This window comes from Streptomyces sp. NPDC054757, from assembly GCF_053612185.1.
On record NZ_JBSHBW010000025.1, the window covers coordinates 35293 to 61971 of the forward strand.

Consider the following 26679-nt stretch of genomic DNA (forward strand, 5'->3'; position numbering starts at 1 on the left):
TGGATCAGGTATGTCTACTTCCTTCGCTGATATCCAGGCCACGCTCAACGAGCTGTCGCTGCGCGACGCGCACCGGCTCGGCCGACGCCTGGAGGGCGCCCGCCGTATCCGTAAGCCAGAGGCCCGGCAGGCCGCGCTGGACCAGATCGCCGGCGCCGCGGAGAAGTCCGCCGCCCGCATGGCGGGCAGGGCCGCCCGGGTGCCCGCCGTCAGCTACCCCGAGCAGCTTCCGGTCAGCCGGAAGAAGGACGAGATCGCCGAGGCGATACGGGATCACCAGGTGGTGATCGTCGCCGGTGAGACCGGGTCGGGCAAGACCACCCAGATCCCGAAGATCTGTCTGGAGCTGGGGCGCGGCGTCCGGGGCATGATCGGCCACACCCAGCCCCGCCGGATCGCCGCGCGCACGGTCGCCGAGCGCATCGCGGACGAGATGAACACCCCGCTGGGCGAGGCGGTCGGCTGGAAGGTCCGCTTCACCGACCAGGTCGACCAGGACGCCACCTTCATCAAGCTGATGACGGACGGCATCCTCCTCGCCGAGATCCAGACGGACCGCGAACTGCGCGCGTACGACACGATCATCATCGACGAGGCCCACGAGCGGTCACTGAACATCGACTTCCTGCTGGGATACCTGGCCCAGCTGCTGCCGAAGCGCCCGGATCTGAAGGTCGTCATCACCTCGGCCACCATCGACCCGCAGCGCTTCGCCCGGCACTTCGGCGACGCCCCGGTGGTCGAGGTCAGCGGCCGTACGTACCCGGTCGAGGTGCGCTACCGCCCGCTCCTGGAGGAGGAGGGCGACGAGGGCGACCGGGACCAGATCACCGCGGTCTGCGAGGCGGTCGACGAACTCCAGGGCGAGGGATCGGGCGATGTGCTGGTCTTCCTCTCCGGCGAGCGCGAGATCCGGGACACCGCCGACGCCCTGAACAAACGGAACCTGCGCCGCACCGAGGTGCTCCCGCTGTATGCGCGGCTCTCCCACGCCGAGCAGCACCGGGTCTTCCAGCGCCCGCAGGGCGGCGGCAGACGGGTGGTGCTCGCCACCAACGTCGCCGAGACCTCGCTGACCGTCCCCGGCATCAAGTACGTGATCGACCCGGGCACCGCCCGTATCTCCCGCTACAGCCACCGCACCAAGGTCCAGCGGCTGCCCATCGAGCGGATCTCGCAGGCCAGTGCCAATCAGCGCAAGGGCCGCTGCGGCCGTACGTCGGACGGCATCTGCATCCGGCTGTACGCGGAGGACGACTTCCTCACCCGCCCGGAGTTCACCGACCCGGAGATCCTCCGTACCAACCTGGCGTCCGTCATCCTCCAGATGACCGCGGCCGGTCTCGGCGACATCGAGAAGTTCCCCTTCATCGACCCGCCCGACCACCGCAACATCCGCGACGGCGTCCAGCTGCTCCAGGAACTCGGCGCGCTGGACCCCAAGGAGAAGGACCCCAAGCGGCGGCTCACCCAGGAGGGGCGCAAGCTCAGCCAGCTGCCCGTGGACCCGCGGCTGGCCCGGATGGTCCTGGAGGCCGACCGGAACGGCTGTGTGAGCGAGGTGATGGTCATCGCCGCCGCGCTCTCCATCCAGGACCCGCGCGAGCGCCCGGCCGAGAAGCAGACCCAGGCCGACCAGCAGCACGCCCGCTTCAAGGACGAGACCTCCGACTTCCTGGCCTTCCTCAACCTCTGGCGCTACCTCCGCGACCAGCAGAAGGAGCGCGGCTCCTCCAGCTTCCGCCGGATGTGCAAGCAGGAGTATCTGAACTTCCTGCGGATCCGCGAGTGGCAGGACATCTACGCGCAGCTGCGCTCGGTCGCCAGGACCATGGGCATCCGGCTGAACGAGGAGGACGCACCCGAACAGGCGGTGCACACCTCGCTGCTGGCCGGGCTGCTCTCGCACATCGGGCTCAAGGACACCGAGAAGAACGAGTATCTGGGCGCCCGCAACGCCAAGTTCGCGATCTTCCCCGGCTCGGCGCTCTTCAAGAAGCAGCCGCGTTTCATCATGTCCGCCGAGCTGGTGGAGACCTCACGGCTGTGGGCCAGGGTCAATGCCAAGGTCGAGCCGGAGTGGATCGAACCGCTCGCCCAGCACCTGGTGAAGCGCACCTACAGCGAGCCGCACTGGGAGAAGGACCAGGCGGCGGTGATGGCGTACGAGCGGGTCACGCTGTACGGCGTCCCGATCGTCGCCCAGCGCAAGATCAACTACGGCCGGATCGACCCAGAGATCAGCCGGGAACTTTTCATTCGCAACGCACTGGTCGAGGGTGACTGGCGTACCCACCACAAGTTCTTCGCGGCCAACCGCAAGCTCCTCGCCGAGGTGGAGGAGCTGGAACACCGCGCGCGCCGCCGCGACATCCTGGTGGACGACGAGACGCTCTTCGACTTCTACGACGGCCGGATCCCCGAACACGTCGTGTCCGGCGCCCACTTCGACTCCTGGTGGAAGAAGAAGAAGCGGGACGAGCCGGAGGCACTCGACTTCGAGCGCTCGATGCTGGTCACCGAGAAGGCCGGAGCCGTCACCAAGGACGACTACCCGGACTCCTGGCGGCAGGGAAAGCTCAAGTTCCGGGTGACGTACCAGTTCGAGCCGGGCGCCGACGCGGACGGCGTCACGGTCCACATCCCGCTCCAGGTGCTCAACCAGGTCACGCCAGACGGCTTCGACTGGCAGATCCCGGGGCTGCGCGAGGAAGTGGTCACCGAGCTGATCCGGTCCCTGCCCAAGCCGGTCCGCCGCCACTACGTCCCGGCGCCGAACTACGCGGGCGCGTTCCTGGACCGCGCGGTGCCCCTCCAGGAGCCGCTGGAGCTGACGCTCGCCCGCGAGCTCCAGCGCATGGTCGGCGTCCCGGTCGCGGCGGAGGACTTCGACCTCTCCCGGGTACCCGACCACCTCAAGATCACCTTCCGGATCGTGGACGAGCGGCGCCGCAAGGTGGCCGAGGACAAGGACCTGGAAGCGCTGAAGCTCCGGCTGCGCCCCAAGGCCCGCCAGGCGATCTCCAAGGCGGCAGCGGCGACGGCGGGCCCGGCCGGCGAGTCGGTCGAGCGCACGGGCCTCACCGACTGGACGGTCGGCACGCTCTCCCGCGTCTTCGAGACCAGGAGGGCCGGCCAGCCGGTCCGCGCCTTCCCCGCCCTGGTCGACGCGGGCGACAGCGTCTCCGTACGGCTCTTCGACACCCAGGCCGAGCAGCAGCAGTCGATGTGGCGGGGCACCCGCAGGCTCATCCTGCTCAACATCCCGGTGAACCCCGCCAAGTTCGCGTCCGACCGGCTCAGCAACCAGGCGAAGCTCGCCCTGTCCCGCAACCCGCACGGCTCGGTCCAGGCGCTCTTCGAGGACTGCGCCATGGCCGCTGCTGACCAGCTGATCGCCGACCACGGCGGGCCCGCCTGGGACGAGGCGTCGTACCGCACGCTGTACGAGAAGGTGCGCGCCGACCTGGTCGAGACGACCATCAGGACGGTCGACCAGGTGCAGCAGATCCTGGCGGCCTGGCAGGCGGCGGAGCGCCGGCTGAAGTCGACCAGCAGCCTGGTGCTGGTCGCCAACCTGGCGGATGTACGCACCCAGTTGGCGACGCTCGTGAAGCCGGGCTTCGTCACCGCCACCGGGCTGCGCAGGCTGCCGGACCTGATGCGCTATCTGGTCGCGGCCGACCGCCGTCTCCAGCAGATGCCGACCGCCGTCCAGCGCGACACCACGCGGATGGAGAAGGTCCACGAGATGCAGGACGAGTACGCCTGGCTCCTGGAGCAGCTGCCGCAGGGGCGGCCGGTGCCCAAGGAGGCGCTGGACATCCGCTGGATGATCGAGGAGCTGCGGGTGAGCTACTTCGCGCACGCCCTCGGTACGGCGCAGACGGTCTCGGACAAGCGCATCGTGAAGGCGATCGACGCGGTGGTCGCCGGGGTCCGCTGAGCGGTCCGCAGCCCGGTCCCTGGCCGCTCCACAGCCAGTTCGACCGGGGGGCCTGACCTCCTGTACAGTCTGTCTCGCAGCCAAGCGAGAACAACCGCGCGAGTCTCTCGTACGGCATGGCTGCGAAACCTGGTCCTGTGGAGCAGTTTGGAGTGCTCGCCACCCTGTCAAGGTGGAGGCCGCGGGTTCAAATCCCGTCAGGACCGCAGTAAGCAGTGAGCAGAAGGGCCCGCATCCTCGCCGGATGCGGGCCCTTCTGCTGCGCCGTGCCGGACGGGCTCCCCGGAGCGGCCCCACGGCCCGGCCCCGCACGCGTCTTGACGGCGCGTCCCGCCCACGGGTACCCAGACAGCAGGGCCCGGAGAGCGTCAGGGCCCCAGGGCGGCAGGAGGTCGGCGTATGGCGGCTGCGGCGCGACACGAGACCCGGGCGCTGCTGCGCGCCCATCTGGCGGCCGCTGTGAGCCACCGCCACCTCACCCGGCACTGCGCGGTCTGCCACCGGCTGCTGCGGCTCGCCATGGAGCCGCCCGATCCCGGGGAAGACACCCCACCGGCGCGCCGCTGAACCATGCGGCTCGCAGGGTCTTTCCGTGACAGGCTCGGGTTTGGCAAGTGCTCCGCTATGTGACGGGTGTCACTGAAATATTTTTGAAAAGGAGTGAACTTAACCCCTCCCTACAACTGCCCCATTTAATATGTGCAATTGCACTGCTGTGCGAGACGTAACCGGTGGCACACGCTGAGCCTCCACCGACGCACCGACAACGGGACGACAGGGCGGAATCGGACGCCCCTCAACAGGCCCTGGGAGCCCGGCAGACGGCCCCGTGCGAGCCCCCGGCAACCGGCCGGCGGCCTGGGCGCGACAGCCTCGCGCCGCCCCGCGCGGCCCGGCACACAAAAAAGATCGCGCTGGACCCGGCGGAGTCCAGCGCGATCAAAAACGGTAGTCCGTTGGGGCGGACTGCCGTCAAGTGGAGCTGTAACGGGCCGAATCGGGTTGGGGGACCCGAAAACGCCCCGGTTTATTAGGTTGTTCAGGCCTCGCTGCGCTGCTGCGGAATACCCGCGAGCAGAGCACGGACCTCTGCCTCGCGGTACCGGCGATGCCCACCCAGCGTTCGGATGGACGTGAGCTTGCCCGCCTTCGCCCAGCGGGTGACCGTCTTCGGGTCCACGCGGAACATCGTGGCAACCTCAGCCGGGGTCAGCAGCGGCTCGGCATCAGGGGTGCGAGCGGTCATGAGCGGCCTCCTCGGGAGAACCGAACCATCTCGGTTCTTTCCTCTAAATTCTGCACCTTGACCCGCGTTGCCCGAAATGGCGGACACGGGCCGAGTCGGTTATAGGACGAACGGCTTGTCTTCGGCACTACAACTACACCATCCGTCCAGCCACGTCGGCCAAACCGATGGAATTGCCCTCTCAGGCGCTCATCAACGGCCGAAGCCCGATGGACCATGCCATAGCGGACAGTCACGCCCCAGTGACGATCAGTCACATGGTCATCAGGAGTCATCAGACCCCCCATAGAGTGCAATGCCGAGGAATCCGCCCTTACTTGGACGGACGGAGCCCTCCCCGGACTCCTTGTCCTATTTTGACACGACAGTGGGGGATGGGCGCAAGGCCCCGGTTAGTGCGGTCCGTCACGCTTGACTTAAAGGCCCGGATCAGGACCAAGGACCCTTCGTACGATCATGCCCTGCCCGCGGGACACGGAAGCCCCGCCCACGCCCCGGCCGCACCGCCGCGCCCCGGCCCCACGGCCGCCCCGGCCCGGTCCCGCCCCGTCCCGCGCCCGGCGCCCGGCACCCGGCTCCGTCAGTTCGCGGTCTGCCGGGCCCGGACGGCACGCCAGCGGTCCGCGAGGCGCTCGTACGCGGCGTCCGCGGTCTCCTCGTCGCCCGCGCGCAGCGCGGCCACCGCGGCCGCCACATCGGCGGCCGACCGGTCCTGCGCCAGCTGTTCGTCGGAGAGCGCGTGCACCAGACCGCCGTAGTCGAGCTCGACCAGCGACCTCGGGTGGAACTCCTCCAGCCACTTCCCGACGTCGACAAGCCCCTCGGTCAGCGGCCCCTCCTCGAAGTGCTCCCTGAGCGTCTTCAGCGAGCGCGCCAGCCGCCGCCTGGCCTGCACCATCGGCGTCCGGTACCGCAGGACCGGCGGCGCCCCCGAGGCATCCCCCTCGCCGGGGCCGGCCTTCTCGTACTCCCGCTCCTCGTCGTCGAAGAGCGTGAACCAGCGCACCGGCACATGCCAGACCGTCGTCCGGATCCATGGCCGCGCGTCCGGGTTCCGCTCCTGCCAGCGCTCGTAGTCCGCGGCTGCCTGCAACCGCACCACCGGCGGGAGCACCACATCGAGCACCGGCTGCGGATACTGCGCCGCCATCGCCTCCAGCGCCTGCCAGCCGCGCAGCCTGGTCCGCCAGGGACAGACACAGACCACACCGTCCAGCAGGGCCACGAACGCGTCGGCGCTCTCGTGCACCGGGACGGCCACCGGGGGCGTCGGCAGCAGATCCGCCAGCGAACGCCGGAGTTCGTCCTGCGCCGTGGGCAGCTCGCTGCGCCGCGCGTAGCGGGCCCAGTGGTCGCGCTCGGCCTCCGGAAAGGCCGCCAAGGGCTCGTACACGCGCAGGTAGGACGTATAGGGGACGATCACTGAGGACACCACCGCCATAAGGTGAATCGTCCCATGTCGCTGCTCCGCGAGGGGGTGATCCTCGGCACTGCGCCTGATCCTCGGACGCGCAGGCCCTAATCTGCTGCCATTCGGCCCTCTCCACCCGTAAGAGGGCCGCCGCCTCGTACTTGGGAGTCACCACCGTGACCGATATGACCGGCGTTCCTGTCCCCGACGTTCCCGCTGATGTGCTGCACACCCTCTTCCACTCGGAACAGGGCGGACACGAGCAGGTCGTCCTCTGCCAGGACCGTGCCTCCGGCCTCAAGGCCGTGATCGCCCTCCACTCCACCGCCCTGGGCCCGGCCCTCGGCGGCACGCGCTTCTACCCGTACGCGAACGAGGCGGCGGCCGTCGCCGACGCGCTGAACCTCGCCCGCGGGATGTCGTACAAGAACGCCATGGCCGGTCTGGACCACGGGGGCGGCAAGGCCGTGATCATCGGTGACCCCGAGCTGATCAAGACGGACGAACTCCTCCTGGCCTACGGCCGGTTCGTCTCCTCGCTCGGCGGGCGTTACGTGACGGCCTGCGATGTCGGCACCTATGTCGCGGACATGGACGTGGTCGCGCGCGAGTGCGCCTGGACCACCGGCCGCTCCCCCGAGAACGGCGGCGCGGGCGACTCGTCGGTGCTGACCGCCTTCGGCGTCTACCAGGGCATGCGGGCCAGCGCCCAGCAGCTGTGGGGCGACCCCTCGCTCCGCGGCCGCCGGGTCGGAGTCGCGGGCGTCGGCAAGGTCGGCCACCATCTGGTCGGCCATCTGCTGGCCGAGGGCGCGGAGGTCGTGGTCACGGACGTACGGGAGGACTCCGTACGCCGCGTCACGGGCAGCCACCCGGGCCTGGTCACCGCGGTCGCCGACACCGAGGCGCTGATCCGCACCGAGGGGCTCGACATCTACGCTCCGTGCGCCCTGGGCGGCGCGCTCAACGACGCCTCGGTGCCCGTGCTCACCGCGAAGGTGGTGTGCGGCGCGGCCAACAACCAGCTCGCCCACCCCGGTGTCGAGAAGGACCTCGCGGACCGGGGCATCCTCTACGCCCCGGACTACGTGGTGAACGCCGGCGGGGTCATCCAGGTCGCCGACGAGCTGCACGGCTTCGACTTCGACCGCTGCAAGACGAAGGCGGCGAAGATCTTCGACACCACGCTAGCAATCTTCGCACGTGCAAATGACGATGGCATTCCGCCGGCCGCGGCGGCCGACCGGATCGCCGAGCAGCGCATGGCGGCGGCCCGCACGACCCCCGGTCACTGACCGCACACACCCGCTGACCCGCTGTCGGGGAGACGTGACTCACCCCCGTCGGCGGGTCGGCGGCCCAGAAGAGGTTAAAATCGCAGTTGACCAGCGAGGACGGGGCTCCTCGCCGGTTCTGTGAAGCGGCGCTTCCCGCGGGCGGCGTACCGTATGGCCGCGGAAGCAGGTACCGTTGAAGCCCTACGGACCGGACTCTTTACGGAGAGTCCGTTCCGAATCATGAACGGGTGTCAAGACTCTGGGGCCGTCGAGCCCCGTCACCGAGGGGGTCGAGCCATGGGGCGCGGCCGGGCAAAGGCCAAGCAGACGAAGGTCGCCCGCCAGCTGAAGTACAGCAGCGGCGGAACCGACCTGTCACGTCTGGCCAATGAGCTGGGCGCATCTCCTACGAGTCAGCCACCGAACGCGGAGCCGTTCGAGGACGACGAAGAGGAAGATGACCCGTACGCACAGTACGCGGATCGTTATAACGAGGATCAGGACGAGGACGACGAGTCCGGTCCTTCGTCTCAGCGCCGCGGCGCTTGACGTACAACACCTCATCGCAGTCACCGGCGCCGCCTCCGGCAGCGCTGTCACTCTGACCCGGTCCAGGGCGCACGCCTCGGACCGGGTTCAGTGCTGTCCACCCGGCCCGTCGCACCCTGGACCGTGCCCGGCCGCCTACTTGGCGTAGTCCCCGGTCAGCCCGGCGCCTGTGGTGTGCTCGCCGCGTCCGGTGATCTCTCCCGCGACCCAGGCGTCGAGGCCGCGGTCCTCGAAGGTCGCCAGCGCCGCGTCCACCGAATCGGCGGGCACGACGGCCATCATGCCGACCCCCATGTTCAGAGTCTTCTCCAGCTCCAGGCGCTCGACCTGTCCGGCCCCGCCGACGACGTCGAAGACCGCGCCGGGCGTCCAGGTCGAACGGTCGACCATGGCGTACAGATGGTCCGGGATCACCCGGGCCAGGTTGTTGGCGAGGCCGCCGCCTGTGATGTGGCTGAAGCCGTGCACCTCGGTCGTACGGGTCAGCGCCAGACAGTCCAGCGAGTAGATCCTGGTCGGCTCAAGCAGCTCCTCGCCGAGCGTCCTGCCGAACTCCGCGATCTCCCGGTCCAGCGCCCAGCCGGCCCGGTCGAAGACGACATGGCGCACCAGCGAGTACCCGTTCGAGTGAAGTCCGGAAGACGCCATCGCGATCACGGCGTCGCCCTCGCGGACCCGGTCGGGGCCGAGCAGCCGGTCCGCCTCGACCACGCCCGTACCGGCGCCCGCGACATCGAAGTCGTCCTCGCCCAGCAGGCCGGGGTGTTCGGCGGTCTCGCCGCCGACCAATGAGCAGCCGGCCAGCACACAGCCCTCGGCGATGCCCTTCACGATCGCGGCGACACGCTCGGGGAACACCTTGCCGACGCAGATGTAGTCGGTCATGAAGAGCGGTTCGGCGCCGCAGACGACCAGGTCGTCCACGACCATGCCGACGAGGTCGTGGCCGATCGTGTCGTACACGCCCATCTTGCGGGCGAGGTCGACCTTCGTGCCCACGCCGTCGGTCGCGGAGGCGAGCAGCGGCCGCTCGTACCGCTTCAGGGCGGAGGCGTCGAAGAGACCGGCGAAGCCGCCGAGGCCGCCGAGGCCCGCGACCTCGGGGCGCTGCGTCTTCCGCACCCACTCCTTCATCAGCTCGACGGCACGGTCACCGGCTTCGATGTCGACGCCGGCAGCCGCGTAGCTGGCACCGGCGGCCTGGTGCGGAGCGCGCTCGGAAGATTCAGCAGACATGGTTCTGGGACTTTCGTGTCGTACTGCGGGCGTGACGTACTGCGGGCGGGTCGGGCAGCGGGCGGGTCGGGCAGCGGGGCTTACGGCCGACGGAGCGCTTCGGCGGCGGCGGTACTCGCCGGTCCGGCCGCGAGCTCGGTCTCCAGCAGCTGTTTGCCGAGCAGCTCGGGGTCGGGCAGGTCCATCGGGTACACGCCGTCGAAGCAGGCGCGGCAGAGATCCGGCTTGTCGATGGTCGTGGCCTCGATCATGCCGTCGATGGAGATGTACGAGAGGGAGTCGGCGCCCATGGACGTCGCGATCTCGTCGACGGACATGCCGTTGGCGATGAGCTCCGCTCTGGTGGCGAAGTCGATGCCGAAGAAGCAGGGCCACTTCACGGGCGGCGAGGAGATCCGGACGTGGATCTCGGCGGCGCCCGCCTCGCGGAGCATCTTGACCAGGGCGCGCTGGGTGTTCCCGCGGACGATCGAGTCGTCGACGACCACCAGGCGCTTCCCGCGGATGACTTCCTTCAGCGGGTTGAGCTTGAGGCGGATACCCAGCTGGCGGATCGTCTGGGACGGCTGGATGAAGGTCCGGCCGACGTAGGCGTTCTTGACCAGGCCCGAGCCGTACGGAATCCCGCTGGCCTCGGCGTAACCGATCGCCGCGGGCGTTCCCGACTCGGGCGTCGCTATCACCAGGTCGGCGTCGGCCGGGGCCTCGGCGGCCAGCTTCCGGCCCATCTCGACCCGTGAGAGGTAGACGTTCCGGCCGGCGATGTCCGTGTCGGGGCGCGCCAGGTAGACGTACTCGAAGACACAGCCCTTGGGCTTCGCTTCTGCGAATCGGACGGTGCGCAGACCGTTCTCGTCGATGGCGATCATCTCGCCGGGCTCGACCTCGCGGACGAAGGACGCACCGCAGATGTCGAGGGCGGCGGACTCCGACGCCACGACCCAGCCGCGCTCCAGACGGCCGAGGACCAGGGGGCGGATGCCCTGCGGGTCACGGGCCGCGTAGAGGGTGTGCTCGTCCATGAAGACGAGCGAGAAGGCGCCCTTGGCTTCGGGGAGCACCTTGGGGGCGGCCTCCTCGATCGTGAGGGGCTTGCCGTCGTCGTCGGTCTGGCCCGCGAGGAGCGCGGTGAGCAGATCCGTGTCGTTGGTCGCGGCCAGCTGGGTGGAGCGGCCGTGCTCCTTGGGCAGGTCGGCCACGAGAGCGGCCAGCTGGACCGTGTTGACCAGGTTGCCGTTGTGACCGAGGGCCACCGAGCCGTGCGCGGTGGCACGGAACGTGGGCTGCGCGTTCTCCCACACCGAGGCTCCGGTGGTGGAGTAGCGGGCGTGGCCCACCGCGATATGGCCCTGGAGAGAGCTGAGAGAGGTTTCGTCGAAGACCTGTGAGACCAGACCCATGTCCTTGAAGACCAGGATCTGGGACCCATTGCTCACTGCGATGCCCGCGGACTCCTGTCCACGGTGCTGCAGGGCATACAGTCCGAAATAGGTGAGCTTGGCGACCTCTTCGCCCGGAGCCCAGACACCGAAGACGCCACAAGCGTCCTGGGGGCCCTTCTCGCCGGGGAGCAGGTCGTGGTTGAGTCGTCCATCACCACGAGGCACGCCACCGAGTGTAGGCGAGATCGACCACTGGTCCGAATTGGGGATCCTTCCCGGCACCCCTTCCGGTGTCCTTTCCGACCGGTACGCGGTGTTATGCGGTGGCGCGGATTCCGGTTCCGTCGTGGGCCGTGAGCGTCAGGGTGCGGCCCTTGACCGTGTAGTGAACAGGCCCGTGCACCACCTTGAGCAGGTGCCTCTCCAGGGCCATGGCGGGCTCCTTGCACATCATGCGGGTGGTGGTGAGGCGCCCGAAGGTGACGGTGCTCCCCGTGACCTTCGCCATACCGCTGACCCTGTTGCAGCCCAGCTTTCCGTGGACGGATCCGTCCTTGGCGAACGTCAGCCGCGCCGTGCCCGACGTGCTCCGGGGAAGCGTGGAAACGCTCGCGCCCTCGGTCAGCGCGTCCACCTTCCACTCGGTACCGACGAGCGGAGCGTTCCGCTCCGCGGGCTTCCGGGAGAGGGTCATGGAGTCGCCCTTCTCTGTACGCAGAGTGAGCTTCCCGCCGCCGATGTGGACGGCGAGCTTGCCGGTGAGGGTTTTACGGAGAGCGGTCTCGTAGCTCCGCAGGTTCTTCGGGCAGCCGATCAGTGTGCTGGTGGCGGCCCCGACGGTGACGGTGTCGTCCTTGACGGTGACGGGCGCGCTGAAGTGGTTGCAGCCGGACGAGGCGTTCACCCGGCCCTTCTCGAATGTGATGCCGGCACCGGCCGGAGCCTTCCGGAGGGTGCCGCCCGACGAGACACTGTCGACGGTCCACCCGGTCCCGGCGAGAGGGACGTCCGGCTCGGCCGGACTGCTCGAACCCGCTGATCCTTTTTCCGTGCCGCAGGCGGCCAGCGCGAAGAGGGCCAGGGCGGCGACGGCGGTACGTTGCGTGTGCATGGCGGTTGGACGGGACGGGTGGGGTGTCCGGTTCCCCTCCCCCGCTGCTCGTCCGACCGGACCGACAGGACCGGCCGGGCCTGACGTCTCCGCCCGCCCGCTCAGCTCATGACCGGAAGCAGCGCCGAGAGATCGGCACGCTCGCCGCTCGCCGCGACCTTCGCGCTGTCGACCGCCGTCCCCCACTCCGTACGCCCGGTGGCCAGACGGATCCAGCTGAGCGGGTCGGTCTCCACCACGTTGGGCGGGGTGCCGCGGGTGTGCCGGGGGCCCTCGACGCACTGCACGACGGCGTACGGCGGGATCCGCACCTCCGTCGACGCGCCGGGGGCCTTGACGGCGAGGGCGTCCGCGAGGAGCCGGGTGCAGGCGGCCAGGGCCTGACGGTCGTACGGGATCTCCAGCCCGGCGGCCTCGTTCAGATCGTCGGTGTGGACGACCAGTTCCACACAGCGCGAGACCAGATAGTCGCAGAGCCGCATGGCACCGACCCGGGTGGCGAGCAGCCGCTCACCGTCCGCTCCGGGCAGCCGCTCGGCGATCCGGGCCGCCGTACGGTCGAGCAGCTCCGCCGGGGCCGAGGCGGCAGCGATGGCCCTGACGTCTTCGGAGATCCGGTCCGCGACGGGGGCTGTCGCGAACGGCCACTCCAGCAGGGTCAGTTCCTGCGCGGCAGGCGCCTCCTCGTCGAGCGTGCGGCTGACACTCTCGACAGCCATGGAGAGATGCGCGGCGAGCTCGCGCACCGTCCAGTCGCCGAGCCGGGTGGGCAGGGCGAGCTGGGCAGGTGTGAGCGCGCCCACGGCGCTCCTCACCTGCTCGAACTGGGCCAGCACGGCGGTGCGGGTGGTGACGAAGTCGTAGCGGCGGGCGCGCTTCTGGGACGGCGGCATGACAGTGAGCCTAGAGGGCGGGTCCGACAACGCGGGGCTGAAGGTTCCGGAACGGGGTACGCGCAGGCGCGGGACGTACAGAACCGGCGTGGCCGGTAAGGGAGTTCGGGCCGGATATACCTTGACCCGTCCACTTCAAGCCACATAAGTTCTGCCGTCCGGCCCCCCGACCGCGGGGGGCCGCGCCGTACGACTTTGGGGGGACCGAAGTGAACTGGTATCTCGATGTGATCAAGAACTACGTGGGCTTCAGCGGGCGCGCGCGCCGCAAGGAGTACTGGATGTTCTCGCTGTTCAGCATCATCATCAGCGTCGTGCTGGCGATCATCTCCGAGGTTCTGCTGCACAACACCTGGCTCAGCGGCATCTACAGCCTCGCCGTCCTGCTGCCGACACTCGCCGTGACCGTACGCCGCCTCCACGACACCGGCAGGTCGGGCGGCTGGATCTTCATCCTGCTCGTCCCGTTCGTGGGCTGGATCGTGCTGCTCATCTTCCTCGTCATCGAGGGCCAGCGGCAGAGCAACTCGCACGGAGCCGACCCGAAGGCCGTCGCGGGCTACTGATCAGGCCGGACGGAATCCGGCACGGCCGCCCGCGCCCTCACGGCCGGGCGGCCGACATCATCACCAGCAACGGAACAATTCGCTCGGGGGGCACCTCGTACCGGCCACGTCCGGACGTCCTCAGCCAGCCGGCGGTGCTCAGTTGACGCAGGTGGTGGTAGATCTGCCCCGTGGTGCCGAGCCCGTCGAGCTCCGCCAGCGCCAAGGCAGTCCGTCGGCCGTCCAGGATTTCGCGGAGCAGCCGGAGCCGAACGGTATGGCCGAGCGCGGCGAACGAATCCGCCGCCGCGGGCCAGTCGCCCTCCAGGACGTCCGCCGTGGGCTCCCCGTACTGCCATTCGTACTGCTCGCCCGTGGGCAGCTGGACCGCACCGGTGAAGAGCACGGCCCCTCCGGGCGCCCCTGCTCCCTCATCGGCGGCCCCGGCACCGGCGAGCAGTTGCTTCAGTCCGTCGAGGGCCCAGAAGTCCCCGTCCAGTGGCGAGTTGGCGTCATCGCCCGCCGACTCGATTGCGTCGAGGCGCCGTTCGAGCGCGTCGACCCGTTCCCCAAGCTCCATACGTCAAAATTACGTAAGTACGTAATCCGGTGCAAGGGTGGAGGCAGAGGGGCGGAGACGCAGACGGCACCGGCCCCCAGGACCACAACGGGTCCTGGGGGCCGACCTGTTGCGCGAGCGCGCAGTCACACCACCCGGCTCGGGCGAGCGACGCCGCGAGCCTCAGTCACTCTGCGCCGCAAGGGATCAGGCGAACAGCGCCGGCAGCGTGGCCTCGTGAGCGCTCCTCAGCTCGCTCAGGGCGATGCTGAACTCGCCCTGCACCTCGATCTCCTCACCGTCCACCACACCGATACGGGTGACGGGCAGCCCCCGCGCCCCGCACATGTCGTTGAAGCGGAGCTCCTCGCTGCGCGGGATCGAGACGACCGCGCGGCCCGCCGACTCCGAGAACAGGAAGGTGAAGGCGGAGAGACCGTCGGGGACGATCAGCCGCGCGCCCTTCCCGCCGCGCAGGCAGGACTCGGTGACCGCCTGGACCAGACCGCCGTCGGACAGGTCGTGCGCGGCGTCGATCATGCCGTCGCGCGACGCCGAGATCAGGATCTCAGCGAGCAGCTTCTCGCGCCCCAGGTCCACCCGGGGCGGCACCCCGCCGAGATGGTCGTGGACCACCTGGGACCAGGCCGAACCGCCCAGTTCCTCACGGGTGTCGCCGAGGAGGTAGAGCAGCTGGCCCTCCTCTGCGAACGCCATCGGCGTACGCCGGTTGACGTCGTCGATCACACCGAGCACCGCGACGACCGGCGTCGGATGGATCGCCGCATCGCCCGTCTGGTTGTAGAGCGACACATTGCCGCCGGTGACCGGGGTCCCCAGCTCCAGACAGCCGTCCGCGAGCCCGCGGGTGGCCTCCGCGAACTGCCACATGACGGCCGGGTCCTCGGGCGAGCCGAAGTTCAGGCAGTCCGAGATGGCGAGCGGCTTCGCGCCCGTGGCCGCGACGTTGCGGTACGCCTCGGCCAGCGCCAGCTGCGCACCCGCGTACGGGTTCAGCTTCGCGAACCGGCCGTTTCCGTCGGTCGCCATCGTCACGCCCAGATTCGACTCCTCGTCGATCCGGACCACACCCGCGTCCTCGGGCATCGCGAGCACCGTGTTGCCCTGCACGAAACGGTCGTACTGGTCGGTGATCCACGCCTTCGACGCCTGGTTCGGCGACCCGACGAGCTTCAGGACCTGCTCCCGCAGCTCGGCCGGAGTGCCGGGCCGGGGAAGCTTGTTGGCGTCGTCCGCCTGGAGGGCGTCCTGCCAGTCCGGCCGGGCGAAGGGCCGGTGGTACGTGGGTCCCTCATGGGCGACCGAACGCGGCGGCACATCCACGATCTGCTCGCCGTGCCAGAAGATCTCCAGCTGCGAGCCCTCGGTCACCTCACCGATGTCGGTGGCGATGACATCCCACTTCTCGCAGATCTCCATGAACCGCTCGACGTGCTGCGGCTCGACGATCGCGCACATGCGCTCCTGCGACTCGCTCATGAGGATCTCCTCGGGCGAGAGCGAGGAGTCGCGCAGCGGGACGCTGTCCAGCTCGACGCGCATCCCGCCGGAACCGGCGCTCGCCAGCTCGGACGTGGCGCAGGAGAGCCCGGCGCCGCCGAGGTCCTGGATGCCCGCGACCAGCTTCTCCTTGAAGATCTCCAGGGTGCACTCGATGAGGAGTTTCTCCTGGAACGGGTCACCGACCTGGACGGCCGGACGCTTCGCGGGACCGGTCGACTCGAACGTCTCGGACGCCAGGACCGAGACGCCGCCGATACCGTCGCCGCCGGTGCGGGCGCCGTACAGGATGACCTTGTTGCCGGTGCCCGAAGCCTTCGCGAGGTGGATGTCCTCGTGCTTCATCACACCGATACAGCCGGCGTTGACCAGCGGGTTCCCCTGGTAGCAGGGGTCGAAGACGACCTCGCCGCCGATGTTCGGCAGGCCGAGGCAGTTGCCGTAACCGCCGATCCCGGCCACCACGCCCGGCAGTACCCGCCGAGTGTCGGGGTGGTCGGCCGCGCCGAACCGCAGCGGGTCGACCACGGCGACCGGACGGGCCCCCATGGCGAGGATGTCGCGGACGATGCCGCCGACGCCGGTCGCCGCGCCCTGGTAGGGCTCGATGTACGAGGGGTGGTTGTGCGACTCGACCTTGAAGGTGACCGCGTAGCCCTGTCCGACGTCCACGACACCGGCGTTCTCCCCGATGCCGACGAGCATCGCGTCGTTGACCGGGACCTTCTCGCCGAACTGTTTGAGGTGCACCTTGCTGCTCTTGTACGAGCAGTGCTCGGACCACATCACGGAGTACATGGCCAGCTCGGCGCCGGTGGGACGGCGGCCGAGGATCTCGCGGATCCGCGCGTACTCGTCCTCCTTGAGGCCGAGTTCCTTCCAGGGCTGGTCGGCCTCGGGGGTCGCGGCGGCCTGCTTGACGGTGTCGAGTCGGCCCTTGGCGGCGCTCTCGTTTCGTTCAGTCGTCATGCGTTGACCAGCTTCTTCAGAATCGAGGAGAAGAATCCGATGCCGTCGGTGCGCCCGGTACCGATCAGCGGTTCCACGGCGTGCTCGGGGTGCGGCATCAGACCGACCACATTGCCCGCGGCGTTGGTGACGCCCGCGATGTCACGGAGCGAACCGTTCGGGTTGCCGTCGAGATAGCGGAAAGCGACCCGCCCCTCGGCCTCCAGCTCGTCGAGCACCCGCTCGTCGGCCACGTAACGGCCGTCGATGTTCTTGAGCGGTACGGAGATCTCCTGGCCTGCGGTGTAGTCGGCGGTCCAGGCGGTCTCCGCGTTCTCGACGCGCAGCTTCTGGTCGCGGCAGATGAAGTGGAGATGGTTGTTCCGGAGCATCGCGCCCGGCAGCAAATGCGACTCGGTCAGGATCTGGAAACCGTTGCAGATACCCAGGACCGGAAGACCGGCCTTCGCCTGCTCGATGATCGTCCCCATCACCGGCGAGAAGCGGGAGATGGCACCGGCCCGCAAATAGTCGCCGTACGAGAATCCACCCGCGAGGACGACCGCGTCGACCTGCTGGATGCCCTTGTCACGGTGCCAGAGCGAAACGGGCTCGGCGCCTGCGAGCCGTACGGCGCGGAGCGCGTCCCGGTCGTCGAGCGTGCCCGGAAAAGTGACGACTCCGATACGAGCTGTCACTTCTCTGCCTCCACCTTCACGGTGAAGTCCTCGATGACGGTGTTGGCGAGGAACGTTTCGGCGAGCTCGTTGATACGGGCGAGGGCGGCGTCATCAACCGGCCCATCGACCTCCAGCTCGAAACGCTTTCCCTGACGGACGTCGGCGATTCCATCGAAGCCGAGACGGGGCAGTGCACGCTGCACCGCCTGTCCCTGCGGGTCGAGGATCTCCGGCTTGAGCATGACGTCGACTACGACGCGTGCCACTGGCACTCCCGGTGTGTGGTGCGAAGGCGGTCCCATCACACTACCTGCCCAGAGAATCTACGCGGGTAGATATCGTAGCGGCCCGATCACGTTCAGATATCGGCACCGGCAACAGGCACAACACCGGGGGAAAATCCTCGAAAAAATCCACCTCGCGGATTGCACTCGGACACGCGCATGTAATTGGGTGGGCTTCACAATGCGACGCCTTCCGCTGTACAAAGGAATTGGCGTAACTCAAAATCAGCCGTAAGGCCGACATCACAGCACGTCAGCACAGTGGCGCATCCGCGTGACAACGTGCGGGCGCGGGGGATGTCGAAGGAAAGGACCGAAGTCCGTGGCTCAGCGAGTAGTGGTCACGCTCTCCGACGACATCGACGGCGGAGAAGCGGCGGAAACGGTCGCCTTCGGTCTCGACGGGAAGTCGTACGAGATCGACCTCAATACCGCCAATGCAAAGAAACTGCGCAAGTCACTGGCCCCGTTCCTGGAGGTGGCCAGGAAGCAGTCGAAGTCGGGCAGGACCTACCGGCACACCTCGGTGGCCCCCGACCCGGCGGCCGTACGCGCCTGGGCCCGGTCCAACAAGATGGAGGTACCGGCCAGGGGGCGCATCCCGAAGAAGGTCTACGAGGCGTTCAACGCGGCCGGCTGACCGGCCCCGGTCCGGCCGGCGGCCGTGACCGGCTCCCTCAGGCTCCCGGAGTACGCGGACTCTTCTCGGGGTGCTCGGCTCTCGGCTGACCGGGCCCCCTTCCGGCGGGTGCTCGCGCCCCCCTTCCCGGGGATGCCCGGCCCCCGTGCCGGAGTGCCCGGCCCCGCCCCTCGGAGTGCTCGGACTCCCTCTCGGAGCGCCCGACTTGCATTCCACCCCTGCTGGTCAGCTAGAGTCTGGAGCACGCCGAAGGGCGAGGCCGAAAGGCCCCGTTCGAAGCAGCGTGCGGGTGTAGTTCAGTAGTAGAACATCCCCCTTCCAGGGGGAAGGCGCAGTGTGCAATTCCTGTCACCCGCTCTGCATCACTCTCCGGACCGGTCCACTCGGACTGTCGGGTAGAGTGGTGTTCGCACCGCCCGGTAAAAGCCGGTCGGCTGCAATCTGCGGACGTAGCTCAGTTGGTAGAGCGCAACCTTGCCAAGGTTGAGGTCGCCAGTTCGAACCTGGTCGTCCGCTCAGCAGCAGGAAAGAGAAGTCCCCGGTCGGAATTCGATCGGGGACTTCTTGGTTTTCGGTCTCCTCTGTGTGGCCGGGCTTCCCCGCGGAATCGATCTCCTCACGCTCCTCACGAGGTCGGGCTCGTCTTGGCTCATTGACTCCCGACTCACGGCTCGTGGCTCGTGGCTCGTGGCTGGGAGTCTCCCGGCGATCCGCTCCGATGACGGGTCGCTCCGTTCTGATGACATATGTCATCGGGCGGGGGGCCGGGCCGGGGGCAGCCTGGACACATGACAGATGTGATTGAGGTCGCAGACCTGCGGCGCAGCTATGCCGGCGGCTATGAGGCGGTGGCCGGTGTCTCCTTCTCCGTGGCCGCGGGGGAGCTCTTCGCCCTGCTGGGGACGAACGGCGCCGGAAAGACCTCCACAGTGGAGCTCCTGGAGGGGCTGGCGCCACCGAGCGGAGGCCGCGTGCGCGTGCTCGGGCACGATCCGTACCGTGAGCGCGCCGCCATCCGGCCGAGGACCGGCGTCATGCTCCAGGAGGGCGGCTTCTCCCCCGAGCTGACCGTGGCCGAGACGGTCCGGATGTGGGCCGGCTGCACCAGCAGGGCGCGGCCGGTGGGTGAAGCCATAGAGATGGTGGGGCTCGGCGGGCGGTCCGCCATACGGGTGAAGCAGCTGTCCGGCGGCGAGAAGCGGCGGCTGGACCTGGCGATGGCGCTTCTGGGGCGCCCCGAGGTGCTCTTCCTCGACGAGCCGACGACCGGTCTGGACGCCGAAGGGCGCAGAGAGACCTGGGAGTTGGTGCGGGAGCTGCGCGACGGCGGTACGACGGTCCTGCTGACCACGCACTATCTGGAGGAGGCCGAGGTGCTGGCCGACCGGCTGGCGATCCTGCACGAGGGGCGGATAGCGGCCGAGGGCCGGGTGGACGAGGTGGTGGCCGCCCAGCCCTCACACATCTCCTTCTCGCTGCCCGAAGGGGTCGCGATCGGCGACCTGCCGGCGCTGGGGACGTATGTCCGCACGGGCGGGAACATACAGCTGCGGACCGACGAACTGCAGCGATCCGCGACCGAACTCCTCCTGTGGGCCAGGGACAAGGAGATCGAGCTGCGGGGGCTCGATGTCCGGTCGGCCTCGCTGGAAGAGGCGTTTCTCGGTATCGCACAGAAGCAGGAGGTCACCCGGTGAGCACGACGGGGGCACGCGTGGAGGGACGGACAGTGGAGGGACGGACAGCAGAGGAACAGGCAGCGGAGGGACGTACAGCAGACGCCCGTACGGGAGGGGCCGGGACCGGTGCCGGTCCCGGGGCCGGCACCGGGTCGGCGGGCTGCGAGCGGGTAGGGACGCTCGGCACGGGGCGGATGCTCGCGCTCGCCCGTGCCGAACTGACCCTGCTGGGACGTAGCAAGGCGTCGCTCTTCACCATGCTGGTGCTGCCCATCTCGATGACTTTCGTGATCTCGTCGACGATCGACCAGAAGACCCTGGACAGGGCCGGGCTGACGGCGGGGGCCGTGCTGCTGCCCGGAGGCATCGGGTTCGGTCTGCTCTTCGCTCTGTACAACGGTGTGGTGGGGGTGCTGGTGGTCCGCCGTGAGCAGCTGGTGCTCAAGCGGCTGCGCACGGGAGAAGCGCGGGACACGGAGATACTCGCCGGGGCGTCCCTGCCCTCCGCAGTCATCGCGCTGGTGCAGTGCGCGGTCCTGTCGGCGGGCTGTGGAGTGGTCTTCGACATGGGCCTGCCGCCCGCACCCCAACTGCTCCTCGTGGGCGTCGCCCTGGGCGTCGTGATGCTCACCGCGTTGGGCGCGGCGACGGCGGGGGTCACCAAGTCCGCCGAGGCCGCCCAGCTGACGGTCATCCCGTTGATGCTGGTGTCGATGGAGGGGTCGGGCGTATTCGTCCCGCTGGAGATATTCCCCGACCGGTTGGCATCGGTGTGCGAACTGCTGCCGCTGACCCCGGTGGTGGAGCTGGTCCGTGGCGCCTGGACCGGATCGATGTCCGCGTACGAAGCACTGGGGCATGTACTGACGGCGGTGGCCTGGACGGTCCTCTCGGTGTTTGCTGTACGCCGGTGGTTCCGCTGGGAGCCCCGGCGCTGACCCGGACCGGCGGGGGGGGTGTCGGGGAAAGGGAGCCGGGGGACCAGCGGATCCGGGGGCTCAGCGGATCCGGGGACAAGGTGGCGTGGTCCGGGGATCGCCGAGGTGGACGATGCCTGAGATGACGGCGCCTGAGAGGAGACCGGGCGGCGCAGTCCAAGACGGGTAGACCCCAGCAGGGGGTGTGCAGGGTGCGGCCGGAGAGCCGGAGGGAAGAGGCGGTACGTGAGGCAGTGGCTACGGGGGTTGCGGAAGCGGGGCGCGTTCGCGCAGGCCGACCTCTACTCGCGCGCGACGATATACGCGCTGCTGTGGCTGGCCGCCACTCTCCAGGTGATGTACAGCGTGACGCGCCCGGTCCGGCACTCCGATGCGCCCGCCGCGCTGATCGCCGCGTCCTGCCTTCTCGCGGTCGCCCAGGGGGTGTTCTGCACCTCGCTGGTCTCCGGAGGCCTGGCCGAATACCTGGGCTGGTCCAGGCTCTCCCGGCGGCTGGTGGCCTGGGGCGCGGCTCTGATGGTGACGGACCTGACAGCCGTTCTGGCCCTCGCCTCGGAAGCGGGGCTACGGAATGTCCCCGGGTTGCCGATGCAGTTGTGTACCACCGTGGTTCCGTTCACGATGGCGCACTGTCTGATCGTCCGGAAGCGGATTTCGGTCCTGGTGCAGTTGGGCGCCGCGGCCATGGTGTGCGGACCGGTCCTCCTGCTCGGCGGCGACCGGCCGCTCTTCGCTGCCTGTCTGGCCTGCATGGTGGGCGGCCCCTTCTGGGTCGCCGCCGCCATCCGTTGCTCGGCCTGGCATCTGGGCGTGATGTGGAAATTGCACGAGACCAAGGATGTGGAGGCACGGCTCGCGGTCGCGGAGGAGCGCCTGCGGTTCGGCCGGGACCTGCACGATGTGATGGGTCGCAATCTCGCCGTGATGGCGCTCAAGAGCGAGCTGGCGGTGCAACTGGCCCGGCGGGGGCGGCCGGAGGCGGTGGACCAGATGTCCGAGGTCCAGCGCATGGCCCACGAAGCGCAACGGGAGGTACGCCAGGTGGTCCGGGGGTACCGCGGAGCGGACCTCGCCACGGAACTGGTCGGGGCCCAGGGCGTGTTGCAGGCGGCCGGCATCGAGTGCACCGTCACCGGGCCGCCGGGCGGACTCCCCGTGGATGTGCAGTCGGCACTCGGCTGGGTCGTCCGGGAGGCTGCCACCAATGTGCTGCGCCACGGAGATGCACGGCGGTGCGACATCACGGTGTCTAGGTCGGCGTCGGCAGCGACCCTGACGGTCGAGAACGACGGAGCGGCGGCGGGAGGCAGCGGCAGCGGTTCCACGCCGGGCACCGGGCTCGCCGGGCTGCGCGAGAGGCTGACCGCTGTGGACGGGACGCTGGCGGCCGGCCCGGCCCCCGGCGGCCGATTCCGGCTCGCCGCGGAGGTCCCACTGGCCGGCGGCCCGGACCGCCCTGAGCCGAATCCACAGCCGACCGACACCAGCCCACCCGTGCCCAGCTCCACCATGCCGAGCCCCACGCCCCTGCCCACTGCTGCGGCCGCGCCCGCGGCCACGACGGCAACCGCGGCGCCCCCCACCGCCCCCGTTCCGACGCCCACGACAGGCCACCCGTCTGCCACCCCACCGGCGCCCGCCACTCCACAGACGCCCGCTACGCACCGCTCGTCCGCCACCCCACAGACGCCCGCCACCCGCCGCTCGTCCGCCACCCCACCAACCACCGCCGACCTGCCCGCCACCACGCCAATGCCCACCACCACTCCCCTCCCCGCCACCACGGCCGCCGCCACCCCGATGTCCACCGCTTCCCTACCCGCGCCCACGGCCACCCCCGTGCAGATGCCCACCCACATGGCCACCTCCACCACGCGCGCCACCGATCCGGGTCCCATCTCCGCCTCGGCCTCCGCCGGAGAGACAACCGGGGAGGCAACCGCATGACGCACCCCTCATCGGCCCCCGTGCCCCAAGCCACACCCGCACCCGTACTGGCAGTCGGCCCTCCGCACGCAACGGGGCCGGGACCCACACCCCTACCGACACCGGCCCCGCCGCCCGCGTCCGCACCAGGGACCCCACCCGTACCGACGCAGGACCCGACGTCGCCACCCGTACCGACGCACAGCCCGCCGCCGCCATCCGTACCGGCGCACAGCCCGACATCGCCGCCCGTAGCGCCGGCCTCCGTGCCCATACGGGTGCTTCTCGCGGACGACGAGCACCTCATCCGGGGAGCGCTCGCGGCGTTGCTCGGGCTGGAGGACGATCTTGTGGTCGTGGCCGAAGCCGCTTCCGGCCCCGAAGCGCTCGCCATGGCACGGGCGCACCGGCCGGATGTGGCGGTGCTCGACCTGCAGATGCCCGGCACCGATGGTGTGAGCGTGGCCACATCCCTGCGGAGGGCACTCCCCGAGTGCCGCTGCATGATCGTCACCAGCCATGGGCGGCCCGGCCATCTCAAGAGGGCGCTCTCCGCCGGGGTGAAGGGGTTCGTTCCGAAGACCGTTTCCGCGCAGCGGCTGGCGGAGATCATCCGGACGGTGCGGGCCGGAGGGCGTTATGTGGACCCGGAGTTGGCCGCTGACGCGATCTCCGCGGGAGACTCACCCCTCACGGCCCGCGAGGTGGAGGTACTGGAACTGGCAGCGGACGGCGCACCGATCGCAGAGATCGCCGAGCGTGCCTCACTCTCGCAGGGAACGGTGCGCAACTATCTGTCGTCGGCGGCGTCCAAGCTGGGAGCGGAGAACCGTCATACCGCGGTGCGTCTCGCACGGGAGCGAGGTTGGGTATAGTGGTGCCAGCGCTACGGCGCATGCGGACGTAGCTCAGTTGGTAGAGCGCAACCTTGCCAAGGTTGAGGTCGCCAGTTCGAACCTGGTCGTCCGCTCAGCAGCAGGACAGAGAAGCCCCCGGTCGGAATTCCGACCGGGGGCTTCTTCATGCGCGGCCCTCCGCGCCGCCGCGCGGAGGGCCGCGATCCGAACGGGAACCCTTCCGGCTACGACCAGGGAGTGCCGGTCAGCAGTTCGTAGGCCTCCACATACTTCGCGCGGGTCGCGTCCACGATCTCCTGCGGGAGGGCGGGCGGCGGCAGTTCTCCCTTCCGGTCCCAGCCGGATGCGTCCGAGGTGAGCCAGTCGCGCACGAACTGCTTGTCGTACGAGGGCTGTGCGTGGCCCGGCTCCCAGTCGGCCGCGGGCCAGAAGCGGGACGAGTCCGGGGTCAGCACCTCGTCGGCGATGACGAGTTGGTCGCCGTCGTAACCGAACTCGAACTTCGTGTCGGCGAGGATGATGCCCCGCTCGCGCGCGATGCCCTGGGCCCGCTCGTACACATCGAGGGTCGCGCGCCGCAGATCGGCGGCGGTCTCCGCGCCGGTCCGGTGGGCGACTTCCTCGTAACTCACGTTCTCGTCGTGGTCACCGACGGCCGCCTTGGTGGCCGGCGTGAAGATCGGCGCGGGGAGTTCGGATCCGTCGGTCAGTCCCTCCGGAAGCGCGAGACCGCAGACCGTGCGGTGCGCCTGGTACTCCAGCAGCCCGGACCCGGTCAGATAGCCACGGGCCACACACTCCACCGGGACCATCCGCAGCGACTTGCAGACCAGGGTGCGGCCCTCCCAGCCGGCGGGGGCGCCGGCCGGCAGGTCGGTGGAGATGACATGGTGCGGCACGAGATCGGCGAGCTTGTCGAACCACCAGAGCGACAGCTGGGTGAGCACCCGGCCCTTGTCGGGGATCTCGGTGGGCAGCACCCAGTCGTACGCGGACAAACGGTCGCTGGCGACCATCACGAGGTCGCCCGCCTCGTTCTGGTACAGATCGCGCACCTTGCCGGTGTGCAGGTGTACCAGGCCCGGCACCTGAAGCGGCTCGGGCTTTTCTACGAATCCGGACACGGTTCCTCCCCGTGGTTCTGTCCAAGCGGTGGGGTCGGAGTCGATTCTCCCGTATGCGCCGCGTGCGGGCCCCTCCAGGGTCGGCCGGGGGTCGGCATGCCGCCCGGCACTGTTCGTGGCGGGCGGCACGGCGGGACCTCCACGGCGGATCGCGCGACGGATCAGTCGCGCTTGCAGATACGGTCGAGCAGGTTGGCTGTCGCCCGCTGGATGCGCGTATCGACATGGCCGGGGCGGTCCAGCGCGGGTGACCAGGCGAAGGTGCCCGAGGCGAAGACGAGCGCGCCGGACGGGGCCCGGTACAGGGACGTCTCCTGGTGCCGCACGATCCCCTCGCCGTCCTCGTACGGCGAGTGGGCGAGCAGGATCCGGCTCTCGTGCTGCGGAAGCGCGGTGCGCGGGAAATAGCGGTCGGCCTCGCCCGCGACCAGACCGTCGAGTTCATCGCCCTCGCCCGCACCGGTCGCGTCCCAGAGCCAGTGCTCGGCGTTGCGGACGACGAGCGGGCTCGGCTCGGGGACCCGCCCCGCGTACTGGATGCCGAGGAGCTGCTGTTCGGGCCGGTCGATCTCGCGCCACAGTGTGGGCTTCCCGGGTCCGCGGCGTTTGAGGCAGGTGAGGAGGCGGTCCGGGACACCGGAGGGGGACGGGCCGAGGTCGACCTGCCAGTACATGGTGTTGGCCGAGAGGAAGACGAGGGAGGTGCCGTGTTCACGGGCGGCCTCCGTCGTACGCCGCATGGGCACCGACCAGTACTCGTCATGGCCGGGGAAGACCAGTCCGCGGTAGCGGGTGGGGTCGATGCGCCCGGCGTGCAGATCGCGGGCGTCGGCATAGGCGAGGTCGTATCCGTAGCGCTCGGCCCAGCGGATGAAGTCGTAGGCGTGCCCGACGTGCAGGGGCAGGCCCGCGCCCGCGTAGGGCCGGTCAAAGGAGACCGTGGTGGCGGCGTCCTCCTCACCGAGGAGCCGGCCCATGCCGTCCCAGGCGTGGTACAGGCTGGCGCCGGTGTGTCCGTCCTCCGGGTAGAGGTTGTAGGCCTGCCAGGTCACGTCGGGGAGCAGGAGAAGCAGATCCGCGGGGTGGCTGTCCCGGACGGTGAAGGGGATGTGCGAGCGGTAGCCGTCGACGGTGGTCAGCACCGCGACATAGGCGCCGATCGACCAGTACGAAGGAATCTGCAGCCGCCAGGAGAGCCACCAGTGGTGGCAGGAGACCGTGCGGTCGGCGGTGAGCGGGGGCGGCTGGACGATCCCGGAGAGGCGCGGGCTGGTGGTGATCTTCGCCGCGCCGTCGCCGCCGTAGTGACCGATGCGGTAGATGTCGACGGAGAACTGCTGGGGCGGGTCGACCGTGACATGGAAGTCGATGGCCTCACCCGGGGCGGCCGCGCCGTTGGAGGCGAACCCCTTGATCTGCTTCTTCACGTCGTCGGCGGTACGCGGGCCGCCGGAGCGGTGATGGGGCGCGTCCGGCGCGTACCAAGGCACGACATGGCCGTTGTCGTCGACGTAGTGCTCGCTCGCGCGGAGCCAGGGCAGCGGGCCCTGCCCGAACGGGTCCGAGACGGCGTGCGCAAGGGCTCCCGACTCCCAGCGCCGGATCTGCTCCGCCCCCATGCGGCTCCCCTTCCCTCGGCCGCTCAGGCACAACAGTGATGCACCGACTGTCAGCGACCGGCACCAGCACATCACATATGGCACTCACTCCGTTACTGTTCGTCGCGAATTGGCGAGGACAGTACCGAATTCGTGGAATGATCCGGGAGGTTCTGGCTCCGGTTGCCCCATCACCGTTTTGGTTTCCCCGCAACGGGGCGCCCCGCCCTGCACCGCCGCCACCCGGCCCGGGAAGGCCGCGGCGTTCCCCGGACAGGGCCACCAGTCGGACACCGAGGCCACCCGCCGGGCTCTCCGCTCCCGGGGCA

At 69.5% G+C, this 26679-nt stretch carries 22 protein-coding genes and 4 tRNA genes; 14 read left to right on the plus strand and 12 right to left on the minus strand.

The annotated features are described in order from the left end of the window. Positions 1-10: 10 nt before the first annotated feature. From hrpA to ACWGKJ_RS26115, 3 genes are all read left to right on the plus strand, one after another. On the plus strand, positions 11-3946 hold the full coding sequence (gene hrpA, locus ACWGKJ_RS26105) for an ATP-dependent RNA helicase HrpA (RefSeq protein ID WP_385024172.1): 3936 nt from the start codon (positions 11-13) through the stop codon (positions 3944-3946). A gap of 131 nt (positions 3947-4077) precedes the next feature. Beyond that, positions 4078-4152, plus strand: a tRNA-Asp gene (locus ACWGKJ_RS26110). Between the two features lie 193 nt (positions 4153-4345). Further along, positions 4346-4513 carry a DUF6274 family protein gene (locus tag ACWGKJ_RS26115; RefSeq protein WP_385024170.1) on the plus strand — a complete coding sequence of 56 codons (168 nt, stop codon included), beginning with the start codon at positions 4346-4348 and terminating at the stop codon, positions 4511-4513. A 472-nt stretch (positions 4514-4985) separates the two neighbouring features. Here ACWGKJ_RS26115 and bldC read toward each other — a convergent pair whose 3' ends face one another. Both bldC and ACWGKJ_RS26125 read right to left on the minus strand, forming a co-directional pair. After that, positions 4986-5192, minus strand: a complete 207-nt coding sequence (gene bldC, locus ACWGKJ_RS26120; RefSeq protein WP_003949541.1) for a developmental transcriptional regulator BldC — start codon at positions 5190-5192, stop codon at positions 4986-4988. A 580-nt stretch (positions 5193-5772) separates the two neighbouring features. Continuing rightward, entirely contained in the window at positions 5773-6633 is an 861-nt protein-coding gene (locus tag ACWGKJ_RS26125; RefSeq protein ID WP_385024168.1) for a hypothetical protein, read from the minus strand. Positions 6634-6788: 155 nt separating this feature from the next. On the opposite strand from ACWGKJ_RS26125, the gene ACWGKJ_RS26130 reads away from it, so the two are divergent. Further along, entirely contained in the window at positions 6789-7898 is a 1110-nt protein-coding gene (locus ACWGKJ_RS26130) for a Leu/Phe/Val dehydrogenase (RefSeq protein ID WP_385024166.1), read from the plus strand. A 279-nt stretch (positions 7899-8177) separates the two neighbouring features. Further along, positions 8178-8429, plus strand: a complete 252-nt coding sequence (locus ACWGKJ_RS26135) for a DUF3073 domain-containing protein (RefSeq protein WP_164263978.1) — start codon at positions 8178-8180, stop codon at positions 8427-8429. Positions 8430-8564: 135 nt separating this feature from the next. Here the strand turns inward: ACWGKJ_RS26135 and purM are convergent, their stop codons facing one another. The 4 genes from purM to ACWGKJ_RS26155 form a co-directional block, all read right to left on the minus strand. Continuing rightward, on the minus strand, positions 8565-9665 hold the full coding sequence (gene purM, locus ACWGKJ_RS26140; protein ID WP_385024163.1) for a phosphoribosylformylglycinamidine cyclo-ligase: 1101 nt from the start codon (positions 9663-9665) through the stop codon (positions 8565-8567). A gap of 80 nt (positions 9666-9745) precedes the next feature. Further along, on the minus strand, positions 9746-11272 hold the full coding sequence (gene purF, locus ACWGKJ_RS26145; RefSeq protein ID WP_385024161.1) for an amidophosphoribosyltransferase: 1527 nt from the start codon (positions 11270-11272) through the stop codon (positions 9746-9748). A gap of 91 nt (positions 11273-11363) precedes the next feature. Further along, positions 11364-12158: an META domain-containing protein gene (locus tag ACWGKJ_RS26150; RefSeq protein WP_385024159.1), complete on the minus strand. Its 795-nt coding sequence runs from the start codon at positions 12156-12158 to the stop codon at positions 11364-11366. Between the two features lie 101 nt (positions 12159-12259). Beyond that, the gene (locus tag ACWGKJ_RS26155) at positions 12260-13051 is read right to left on the minus strand and encodes a maleylpyruvate isomerase family mycothiol-dependent enzyme (RefSeq protein WP_385024157.1); all 792 of its coding nucleotides are present in this window, start codon (positions 13049-13051) and stop codon (positions 12260-12262) included. Positions 13052-13260: 209 nt separating this feature from the next. On the opposite strand from ACWGKJ_RS26155, the gene ACWGKJ_RS26160 reads away from it, so the two are divergent. Continuing rightward, positions 13261-13617, plus strand: a complete 357-nt coding sequence (locus ACWGKJ_RS26160; RefSeq protein ID WP_385024155.1) for a DUF805 domain-containing protein — start codon at positions 13261-13263, stop codon at positions 13615-13617. 37 nt (positions 13618-13654) lie between these two features. Here the strand turns inward: ACWGKJ_RS26160 and ACWGKJ_RS26165 are convergent, their stop codons facing one another. The 4 genes from ACWGKJ_RS26165 to purS form a co-directional block, all read right to left on the minus strand. Then, a complete protein-coding gene (locus tag ACWGKJ_RS26165) occupies positions 13655-14176 on the minus strand; it encodes an ArsR/SmtB family transcription factor (protein WP_385024153.1) in 522 nt (173 codons plus the stop codon). 186 nt (positions 14177-14362) lie between these two features. Beyond that, complete coding sequence (gene purL, locus ACWGKJ_RS26170; RefSeq protein ID WP_385024151.1) at positions 14363-16645, minus strand: phosphoribosylformylglycinamidine synthase subunit PurL; 2283 nt, start codon at positions 16643-16645, stop codon at positions 14363-14365. After that, positions 16642-17322 carry a phosphoribosylformylglycinamidine synthase subunit PurQ gene (purQ, locus tag ACWGKJ_RS26175; protein WP_385024149.1) on the minus strand — a complete coding sequence of 227 codons (681 nt, stop codon included), beginning with the start codon at positions 17320-17322 and terminating at the stop codon, positions 16642-16644. Before purQ ends, purL begins: the two co-directional genes overlap by 4 nt. Next, the gene (purS, locus tag ACWGKJ_RS26180) at positions 17319-17570 is read right to left on the minus strand and encodes a phosphoribosylformylglycinamidine synthase subunit PurS (RefSeq protein WP_385024147.1); all 252 of its coding nucleotides are present in this window, start codon (positions 17568-17570) and stop codon (positions 17319-17321) included. The genes purQ and purS overlap by 4 nt, the downstream gene beginning before the upstream one ends. Before the next feature lie 340 nt (positions 17571-17910). Between purS and ACWGKJ_RS26185 the strand changes: the two genes are divergently transcribed. The 8 genes from ACWGKJ_RS26185 (at position 17911) to ACWGKJ_RS26220 (ending at position 23741) form a co-directional block, all read left to right on the plus strand. Further along, complete coding sequence (locus ACWGKJ_RS26185) at positions 17911-18228, plus strand: histone-like nucleoid-structuring protein Lsr2 (RefSeq protein WP_385024145.1); 318 nt, start codon at positions 17911-17913, stop codon at positions 18226-18228. 285 nt (positions 18229-18513) lie between these two features. Beyond that, positions 18514-18585, plus strand: a tRNA-Gly gene (locus ACWGKJ_RS26190). A gap of 86 nt (positions 18586-18671) precedes the next feature. Next, positions 18672-18744: transfer RNA gene (locus tag ACWGKJ_RS26195), tRNA-Gly, on the plus strand. Between the two features lie 272 nt (positions 18745-19016). Beyond that, entirely contained in the window at positions 19017-19925 is a 909-nt protein-coding gene (locus ACWGKJ_RS26200; protein ID WP_385024143.1) for an ABC transporter ATP-binding protein, read from the plus strand. 176 nt (positions 19926-20101) lie between these two features. Next, positions 20102-20845, plus strand: coding sequence for an ABC transporter permease (locus tag ACWGKJ_RS26205; RefSeq protein WP_385024213.1), 744 nt, complete (start codon positions 20102-20104; stop codon positions 20843-20845). Positions 20846-21070: 225 nt separating this feature from the next. After that, positions 21071-22792: a sensor histidine kinase gene (locus tag ACWGKJ_RS26210; protein ID WP_385024141.1), complete on the plus strand. Its 1722-nt coding sequence runs from the start codon at positions 21071-21073 to the stop codon at positions 22790-22792. Between the two features lie 245 nt (positions 22793-23037). Further along, positions 23038-23646, plus strand: coding sequence for a response regulator (locus ACWGKJ_RS26215; protein ID WP_385024139.1), 609 nt, complete (start codon positions 23038-23040; stop codon positions 23644-23646). A 22-nt stretch (positions 23647-23668) separates the two neighbouring features. Then, a tRNA-Gly gene (locus tag ACWGKJ_RS26220) sits at positions 23669-23741 on the plus strand. Between the two features lie 111 nt (positions 23742-23852). On the opposite strand, the gene ACWGKJ_RS26225 is transcribed toward ACWGKJ_RS26220, so the two are convergent. After that, a complete protein-coding gene (locus ACWGKJ_RS26225) occupies positions 23853-24752 on the minus strand; it encodes a phosphoribosylaminoimidazolesuccinocarboxamide synthase (RefSeq protein WP_385026948.1) in 900 nt (299 codons plus the stop codon). Positions 24753-24913: 161 nt separating this feature from the next. Beyond that, on the minus strand, positions 24914-26371 hold the full coding sequence (locus tag ACWGKJ_RS26230) for a N,N-dimethylformamidase beta subunit family domain-containing protein (RefSeq protein ID WP_385026951.1): 1458 nt from the start codon (positions 26369-26371) through the stop codon (positions 24914-24916). Between the last annotated feature and the right edge of the window lie 308 nt (positions 26372-26679).